6 protein-coding genes, 1 pseudogene and 1 riboswitch are annotated in these 8,056 nt (G+C 72.4%); of the genes and pseudogenes, 2 read left to right on the top strand and 5 right to left on the bottom strand.

What is annotated here, in order from left to right:
- A pseudogene (locus tag KN815_RS43570) lies at positions 1 to 686 on the top strand (hypothetical protein); the annotation flags it as partial.
- A 105-nt stretch (positions 687 to 791) separates the two neighbouring features.
- On the top strand, positions 792 to 1,889 hold the full coding sequence (locus tag KN815_RS43565; protein ID WP_216347280.1) for an LOG family protein: 1,098 nt from the start codon (positions 792 to 794) through the stop codon (positions 1,887 to 1,889).
- A 97-nt stretch (positions 1,890 to 1,986) separates the two neighbouring features.
- On the opposite strand, the gene KN815_RS43560 is transcribed toward KN815_RS43565, so the two are convergent.
- From KN815_RS43560 to KN815_RS43540, 5 genes are all read right to left on the bottom strand, one after another.
- Positions 1,987 to 3,024, bottom strand: a complete 1,038-nt coding sequence (locus KN815_RS43560; protein WP_216347279.1) for an ABC transporter ATP-binding protein — start codon at positions 3,022 to 3,024, stop codon at positions 1,987 to 1,989.
- Entirely contained in the window at positions 3,025 to 4,638 is a 1,614-nt protein-coding gene (locus KN815_RS43555) for an ABC transporter permease (protein ID WP_216347282.1), read from the bottom strand.
- A 95-nt stretch (positions 4,639 to 4,733) separates the two neighbouring features.
- Positions 4,734 to 5,807, bottom strand: a complete 1,074-nt coding sequence (locus KN815_RS43550) for a thiamine ABC transporter substrate-binding protein (protein WP_216347278.1) — start codon at positions 5,805 to 5,807, stop codon at positions 4,734 to 4,736.
- Positions 5,803 to 5,907: riboswitch (TPP riboswitch) on the bottom strand. Its footprint overlaps the gene before it by 5 nt.
- A gap of 73 nt (positions 5,908 to 5,980) precedes the next feature.
- Positions 5,981 to 7,087: a dual-specificity RNA methyltransferase RlmN gene (gene rlmN, locus KN815_RS43545; RefSeq protein WP_216347277.1), complete on the bottom strand. Its 1,107-nt coding sequence runs from the start codon at positions 7,085 to 7,087 to the stop codon at positions 5,981 to 5,983.
- Between the two features lie 71 nt (positions 7,088 to 7,158).
- Positions 7,159 to 8,056 (bottom strand): phosphatidate cytidylyltransferase (locus tag KN815_RS43540; protein WP_253209615.1); only part of this gene is annotated, 898 nt, incomplete at its 5' end.

The raw sequence follows: 8,056 nt of genomic DNA, 5'->3' as shown, positions 1-8,056 counted from the left end.
CGGCGGTCCCGGCCCCGCCGACCATCGTGACGGGGCCGGTCGCGCCCTGGCCCCACCGGGCCACCTCCGGCCTTCCGTGGGGCATCGCCCTGACCGCGGCCGGACTCGCCCTGGAGGCATACGCGAGCGGTGACGCGCCCCCGCACCCCGACGCCCTGCTCGCCGTGCCGGGCCGGCTCGGCGGCAATCCGCCCGGTGTGGTGGGCGGCTGGGTGCTGGCGGCGCTCGGGCTGGTGCTGGCCGGGCCCGGCCTCACCCATCTGTGCGGCAGGCTGCTGGCCGTGGGGCGGCCCGGCGTGCTGCGGCTGCTGGCCGGGCGCATGCTCCAGCAGGAGGCCGGTCTCATCGGACGTCCGGTCGGCGCGCTGTGTGCCCTGGCCGCCGCCGGATACACCGTCCTGGAGCTGTACGGAAGGGCCTCCGGGCCATCCGGCGCCCATGCCTTCGGCCCGCTCACCGGTCTGGGCGCGGCCCTGGTCACGCTGTGCGCAGCGGCCACCACCCTGACCGCGGTCGTGGAGGCGAGGAGCGCACGCGAGCGCACGACGGCCGCGCTGCTCCGACTCGGTGCCCCGGCCCGGCTGCTCCGCGCGGCGGCCGCGCTGCGCGCGACGGCCCTGCTGGCACTGCTGGTGCCGCTGGCGTGGGTGGTGGCGCATCTCACGGCGATGCCGTTCCGCCGCTGAAAATACGGGGTGTTGGTGTCCATGCCTGGATTGTGCGACCAAGCGGCCTGGTCACGTTTGCCGCTATCCACAGCCCCCCACCTCCGGTGTGATTAGCATGTCGGCGTGCAGGAACCAGACCGCGAAATAGAGTCCATCGAGGAGTTCGACCAGGTCGTCGCCCGCGGCACCCTGGCCGGGTTCCGGGTCCAGTCCGTGGACCTGACGAGCCGTACGGCCGCGCTCCTCTCCACCGACACCAGCGAGGCGGTCTTCCTCGGCTGCCCGATGGAGTCCGAGGCGGCCGCGAAGGTCCGGGCCGGGAGTGCGCTGGTGTTCCCGCCGGTGCCGGATCTGCCGTTCGATCCGTACCGCGGCACCCTCTACTCGCCCGCGCAGCTCTTCGAGGGCCTGACGGAGCACGGCTACGAGCGGACGCCGGACGCGCTCGCCTACGCGTGGTTCCAGCGGACCAAGACGGACGGCGACATCTTCTCCTCGATGCTGCGTTCCATCCACGACGACGCGATCTCCGACGCGCTCGACGAATTCCTCGTCGGGACGCGGGTGGTGGGCGTCATGGGCGGCCACGCGCTGGAGCGCGGCTCCGACGGGTTCGCGGGCGCCGCACACCTCGGGCGGGCCCTGGCGCGGACCGGTCTCACGGTCGCGACGGGCGGCGGCCCGGGTGCGATGGAGGCCGCGAACCTGGGCGCCTACGCGGCCCCGCACGAGGACGCGATGCTGGACGAGGCGCTCGAACTGCTCGGCAAGACGCCCTCGTTCCGGCCGTCCATCGGGGCGTGGGCCGAGGCCGCCTTCGCGGTGCGCGAACGCTGGCCGGACGGCGGGGCGTCGGTCGGCATCCCCACCTGGTTCTACGGACACGAGCCGCCGAGCGCGTTCGCCTCGCACATCGCCAAGTACTTCGCCAACGCCACCCGGGAGGACGGGCTGCTGGCGCGCTCGACCGCGGGCGTCGTCTTCCTGCCGGGCGCCGCCGGGACCGTCCAGGAGATCTTCGACAACGCGACGCCGAACTACTACGAGTCGCGCGGTGAGCCCACCCCGATGGTGCTGGTGGACCGCGACCACTGGACCCGGCGGCTGCCCACCTGGCCGCTGCTCGAAGCGCTCGCCGAGGGACGGTCCATGAAGGCCCGTATCGCGCTGGTGGACTCGGTGGACGAGGCACCCGAGGCGCTGCTGTCGCTGCTGGGCTGACCCGACGCCAAGGAGGCCCCGGCGCACGAGAGTTGTCGCGCTCGGGGCCCAGCGCGCGCCGGAGCACCGGCGTCGGGCCCCTCCGCGAGCCCAGGCGTCAGACCTGAGCGGCCAACAGCACCACATCGGCCGGATCGAAGGCCACCCCCACCCGGGCCCCCGCCTCCGGGGCGTCCCGCAGGGCGCAGGACGCCTCCAGAGGCGGCGCGGCCGGGTCCGGAAGGCGCAGGATGAGCGCCACATGGTCGCCGCGGAAGGTGCGCGTCTCCACGGTGCACGCCAGCCCCTCCCCGGGGTCCGTCAGCCGCACCCCGGCCGGGCGGACCAGCAGCCTGGTGGGGCCCGGCCGGGAGCCGGGCGGAACGGGCAGCTTGCCCCAGCGGGTGTCGGCGACCTCGCCGTCCACGATCGCGTCGACCACATTGTCGAAGCCGAGGAAACGGGCGACGAACTCGGTGGCGGGCCGCTGCCACACCTCCAGCGGGGTACCGGTCTGGGCGATCCGCCCGTTGTCCATCACCACCACCCGGTCCGCGAGCGCGAACGCCTCCCCCTGGTCGTGGGTGACCGCGAGGACGGTGGTGCCCAGCCGTGCGAAGAGCTCGCGGAGCTCCACCACCAGCCGTTCCCGCAGCCCCCGGTCGAGCTGGCCCAGCGGCTCGTCCAGCATCAGCAGCTTGGGCCGCGGGGCCAGCGCGCGGGCGAGCGCCACCCGCTGCTGCTCGCCGCCGGAGAGCGAGTCGACGGGGCGGCGCTGGGCGCCCGGCAGCCCCACCAGCTCCAGCAGTTCGGCGACCCGGCGATCCGCCTCCGCGCGCCCCACCTTGCGCATCCGCAGCCCGAAGGCGACATTGCCGCCCACGTCCCGCTGCGGGAAAAGCTGGTGGTCCTGGAACATCAGCCCCACCCCGCGCCGGTGCGTGGGCACCCCGTTCTGGTCCTGTCCGGCGAGCCACACCCGGCCGTCGTCGGCGGACTGGAGCCCGGCCACCACGCGCAGCATGGTGGACTTGCCGCTTCCGCTCGGGCCCAGCACACAGACCGTCTCGTGCTCGGCGACCTCCAGGTCCACGGCGTCCAGCGCGTCGCGCCGACCGAACCTTACGGTCACCTCGTCCAGTCGCAGCAGCGTCATTCAGAACTCTCCGGAACGGTCGGTGCGGATGCGCTCGAGCGCCAGCAGCGATCCGGCGCAGACCAGCATCAGGATCGTGCTCAGGGCCATCGCCTGCCCGTAGGTGAGCTGTCCGGCCCGGCCCAGGAAGCGGGCGATGGCCACCGGGAGGGTCGGCTGGTCGGGGCGCGCGATGAAGACGGTCGCCCCGAACTCGCCCAGGGAGACGGCGAAGGCGAAGCCCGCCGCGACCGCCACGGCCCGTCCCACCAGCGGCAGGTCCACCTCCCGCCAGACCCGCCACGGGGACGCCCCGAGCACGGCCGCCGCCTCCCGGAGCCGGTGGTCCACCGCCCGCAGTACGGGCAGCATGGTCCGTACGACGAAGGGCACGCCCACCAGGGCCTGGGCGAGCGGCACCAGGACCCAGGAGGCACGCAGGTCCAGCGGGGGCTCGTCGAGGGCGATCAGGAACCCGAATCCCACGGTGACGGCCGAGGTGCCCAGGGGCAGCATCAGCAGCGCGTCGAAGCCCCGTACCAGCCTGCCCGCCTTACGGGTGAGCGCGGCGGCGGCGAGGCCGCCCACGGCGAGGGCGAAGACGGTGGCGACCGCCGCGTATCGCAAGGAGTTCCCGATGGCCTCCATGGGGGCCACGAAGAAGGTGCCTCCGCTGTCGGCGGCCGACGTGAGCGCCTCGTAGTAGCTGAATCCGTAGCCGTCCGGGCCGTTCAGCGAGCGTTCCACCAGCACCGCGAGCGGTGTCACGATCAGCAGCGCGACCACCGCCAGCACGCCCCACAGCAGCGCCCACTGCGCCGGTCCCTTCGGCCGGCGCGCCGTGCGGCCGGGGTCGACGAGCCGCAGGGCGCTCTCCCGGCGCCTCACGGTCCACGCGTGCAGGGCCAACACGGCGGCGACCGCGGCGAACTGGACGAGGGTGAGCACCGCGGCCGTGGGCAGGTCGAGCAGTTGCGCGGTCTCACGGTAGATCGCCACCTCCAGGGTGGCGTAGCGGGGGCCGCCGAGGATCTGGATCACGCCGAAGGAGGTGAAGGTGAAGAGGAACACCATCAGCGCGGCGGCGGCCACGGCGGGCGCCAGCGCGGGCAGCGTCACCCGGCGCCAGGCCGACAGCCGGCTCGCGCCGAGCACCCGCGCGGCCTCCTCCTGGCGCGGGTCGAGCTGGGCCCACAGCCCGCCGACGGTCCTGACGACGACCGCGTAATTGAAGAAGACATGGGCCAGGAGGATCGCCCAGACGGAGGTGTCGAGCCGCACCCCCCACAGCTCGTCCAGCAGCCCGCCCCGGCCGAGCAGGGCCAGGAAGGCGGATCCGGCGACGACGGTCGGCAGGACGAACGGCACGGTCACCACGGCCCGCAGCAGCCCCTTGCCGGGGAAGTCGAAGCGGGCGAAGACATAGGCGCCGGGCAGCGCGACCGCGAGCGTGAGTGCGGTCGACGCGACCGCCTGCCAGCAGGTGAACCACAGGACGTCCAGCGTCGCCGGATCGGTCACCACCTCGGCGATCCGGCCGAACCGCCACTGCCCGCCGACGCGCAGCCCACGGGTGACGATGGCGGCCACGGGATAGGCGAAGAAGACCGCGAAGAAGGCGAGCGGCACCGCCATCAGGGCGAGCCGGAGGGCGAGCGCACGATGGCCGCCGCCGGCTGCCGTGTCGGCCTTACGGTGGCCGTCGGCCGTCTTACGGTTCTCGCGGGGCTCTACAGGACCAGCGAGGACCATGTCTTGACCCACGGCTCACGGTTCTTGGCGATCTTCTGCGGCGCCAGGGTCGCCGAGTCGCCGATCCTGGCCCCGTACCGGGTGAACAGCTCCGGCAGCTTGGCGTCCTCGCGCGCCGGGTTGACGTACATGTTCAGCGGGACGTCCTCCTGGAACCGCTTGCTCAGCAGGAAGTCCAGCAGCGCCTTGCCGCCCTTGGTGTTGCCCGCGCCGTTCAGCAGCCCGGCGAACTCCACCTGCCGGAAGCAGGTGCCCGTCGCCACCCCGGTGGGGGCCTCGGCGGGCTTGGTCTTGGCGTCGGCCACCTCGGCGGGCGGGCTGGAGGCGTAGGAGACGACAAGCGGCCGGTCGCCCTTGCCGCCGCCGGCCGAGCCGGAGAAGCGGTCGTAATACGCCTGCTCCCAGCCGTCCACGACCTCGACACCGTTGGCCCGCAGCTTCTTCCAGTAGCCCTTCCAGCCGTCGTCGCCGTACTTGGCGGCCGTGGCGAGGAGGAAGCCGAGGCCGGGGGACGAGGTGGCCGCGTTCTCGGTGACGAGGAGATTCTTGTAGGCGGGCTTGGTCAGGTCCTCCAGCGTCCGGGGCGGCGCCAGCTTCTTGTCGGCGAAGTACTTACGGTCGTAGTTGACGCAGATGTCGCCGAAGTCGACAGGGGTGACGCGGTGCTCGGCCCGGTCGAGCTGGAGGGCCGCCGGGACCTTGTCGAGGCCCTTGGCCGTATAGGGGGTGAACAGGTCGTTGTCGAGTGCCCGGGAGAGCAGGGTGTTGTCGACGCCGAAGAACACATCGCCCTGAGGGTGGCCCTTGGACAGGATCGCCTGGTTGACGGCGGCTCCCGCGTCGCCCCCGGCCTGTACGCGCACCTTGTAGCCGGTCTCCTTGGTGAACTCCTTGAGAACCGCCTTGGAGGCCGCGAACGAGTCGTGGGTGACCAGGGTGACCGTCTTGGAGTCCGCGCCGCTCTTGGAATCCTCGCCGCAGCCGACGAGCGCGCCCAACGCCAGTGAGCCGAGGAGGGCGGCTGAGATCGCACGCCGAAGCTGGCTGTTCATGGTGATGCTGACTCCCTACGCCGGTATGACCCGGATCAGGTCCGAGGGTCTGCGGCCGTGCCGCACTCTCAGCGCTCTGAGCGCTCCCCTGTCGGAATGTTCATTTGTACGGATGTTCAGTTTTACGACAATCGCATGACGCAACGATGCTCAGGCACCGTATCAGCCGGTCCTCAGCGCTCCGAAGCCGCCAGTTGCCCGCAGGCCCCGTCGATCTCCTGGCCACGGGTGTCCCGGACGGTCACCGGCACCCCGTGGGCCTCCAGGGCCGCCACGAACGCCTTCTCGTCCTCGGGCCGGGAGGCCGTCCACTTGGAGCCGGGCGTCGGGTTGAGCGGAATGAGGTTCACATGCACCCGGCGGCCCTTGAGCAGCCGGCCGAGCAGATCGGCGCGCCACGCCTGGTCGTTGATGTCCTTGATCAGCGCGTACTCGATGGAGACCCGGCGGCCGGACTTCTCCGCGTACTCCCACGCGGCGTCCAGGACTTCGCGCACCTTCCAGCGGGTGTTGACCGGCACGAGGGTGTCGCGCAGCTCGTCGTCGGGCGCGTGCAGCGACACCGCGAGCCGGCACTTGAACCCCTCGTCGGCGAACCGCAGCATCGCCGGAACGAGGCCGACGGTCGAGACGGTGATGCCGCGCTGCGAAAGGCCGAGGCCGTCGGGCTCGGGGTCGGTGAGCCGGCGGATGGCGCCGACGACGCGGTTGTAGTTGGCCAGCGGCTCGCCCATGCCCATGAAGACGATGTTGGACAGCCGGGCCGGCCCACCGGGGATCTCACCGTCGCGCAGGGCCCGCATCCCGTCGACGATCTGGTGCACGATCTCGGCGGTGGACAGATTGCGGTCCAGCCCCGCCTGGCCGGTGGCGCAGAACGGGCAGTTCATCCCGCAGCCCGCCTGTGAGCTGATGCACATGGTGACCCGGTCCGGGTAGCGCATCAGTACGGACTCCACGAGCGTGCCGTCGAAGAGCCGCCACAGGGTCTTGCGGGTGGTGTCGTCGTCGCAGCTAATGTGCCGCACCACGCTCATCAGGTCCGGCAGCAGCCCGGCGGCCAGCTTCTCGCGCGCGGCGGCCGGTATGTCGCTCCACTGTGCGGGGTCGTCGGCGTAGCGCGCGAAGTAGTGGCGCGAGACCTGACTGGCCCGGAAGGGCTTCTCCCCGAGGGCGGCGACGGCCTCCCGGCGCTCGGCGGGTGTGAGGTCGGCAAGATGCCGCGGGGGCTTCTTGGCCCCGCGCGGCGCGGCGAAGGTGAGTTCTCCGAGCTTAGGCATGGTTCACCCAGTGTCGCAGACGTACGAAGGGCCCCGCGCCATGCCTGGCGCGGGGCCCGTGGGCGGCCTCGTCAGCCGCCGCCCACGAAGATCACCAGCAGCAGCCACGCGACCGGCGCGGTGGGCAGCAGCGAGTCGAGCCGGTCCATGATCCCGCCATGGCCGGGCAGCAGCTTGCCCATGTCCTTGATGCCGAGGTCCCGCTTGATCATGGACTCGCCGAGGTCGCCCAGGGTCGCGCTGACCGCGACGGCGAGGCCGAGCAGCAGACCCTGCCACCAGACGCCGTCGTCGATGAGGTACTGCATGCACAGCGCGCCCGCGACCATCGCGAAGGTCACCGCGCCCAGCAGTCCCTCGCGGGTCTTGCCGGGGCTGATCCGCGGCGCCAGCGGATGCTTGCCGAAGCGCCAGCCCACCGCGTACGCCCCCGTGTCGCTGACCACGGTCAGCAGCAGGAAGGTGAGGACCCGCCACGGGCCGTCCGCGGTGTCGAGCATGAGCGCCACGAAGGTGGCCAGGAACGGCACGTAGAAGGCGGCGAAGACGCCCGCGGTGACATCCCTGAGGTAGTTGTCGGGCGGCTCGGTCATCCGCCAGACCAGCACCGCCAGCGCCGTGAGCGCCACCGCCACCACCGCGCCCTGGGCACCGCGCACATAGCCGGCGACGATCATGGCGACCCCGCCGACGGCCAGCGGCACCAGCGGGACCCGGATGTCCTTGCGCTCGGTCAGCCGCGAGGTCAGCTCCCAGAGCCCGACCACCACCGCGACCGCCACCACGCCGACGAACACGGGCTTGTAGATGAAGAGCGAGGCCACGATGATCACGCCGAGGCCGATGCCCACCCCTATCGCGGCGCGCAGATTACGGCCCGCGCTCTTCTTCCCCTGCCCGGCACCGGCGCCGTGCGCGCCGCCGTCGGCGGAGGCCGGGTCGGGCGCGGGGTCGGGGGGCGTCGGCGGG

Source organism: Streptomyces niphimycinicus (genome assembly GCF_018883605.1).
GTDB classification, from domain to species: Bacteria; Actinomycetota; Actinomycetes; order Streptomycetales; family Streptomycetaceae; genus Streptomyces; species Streptomyces niphimycinicus.
The sequence above is the reverse complement of the archived record's forward strand: the minus strand, read 5'-3'. Positions and strand labels throughout refer to the sequence as shown.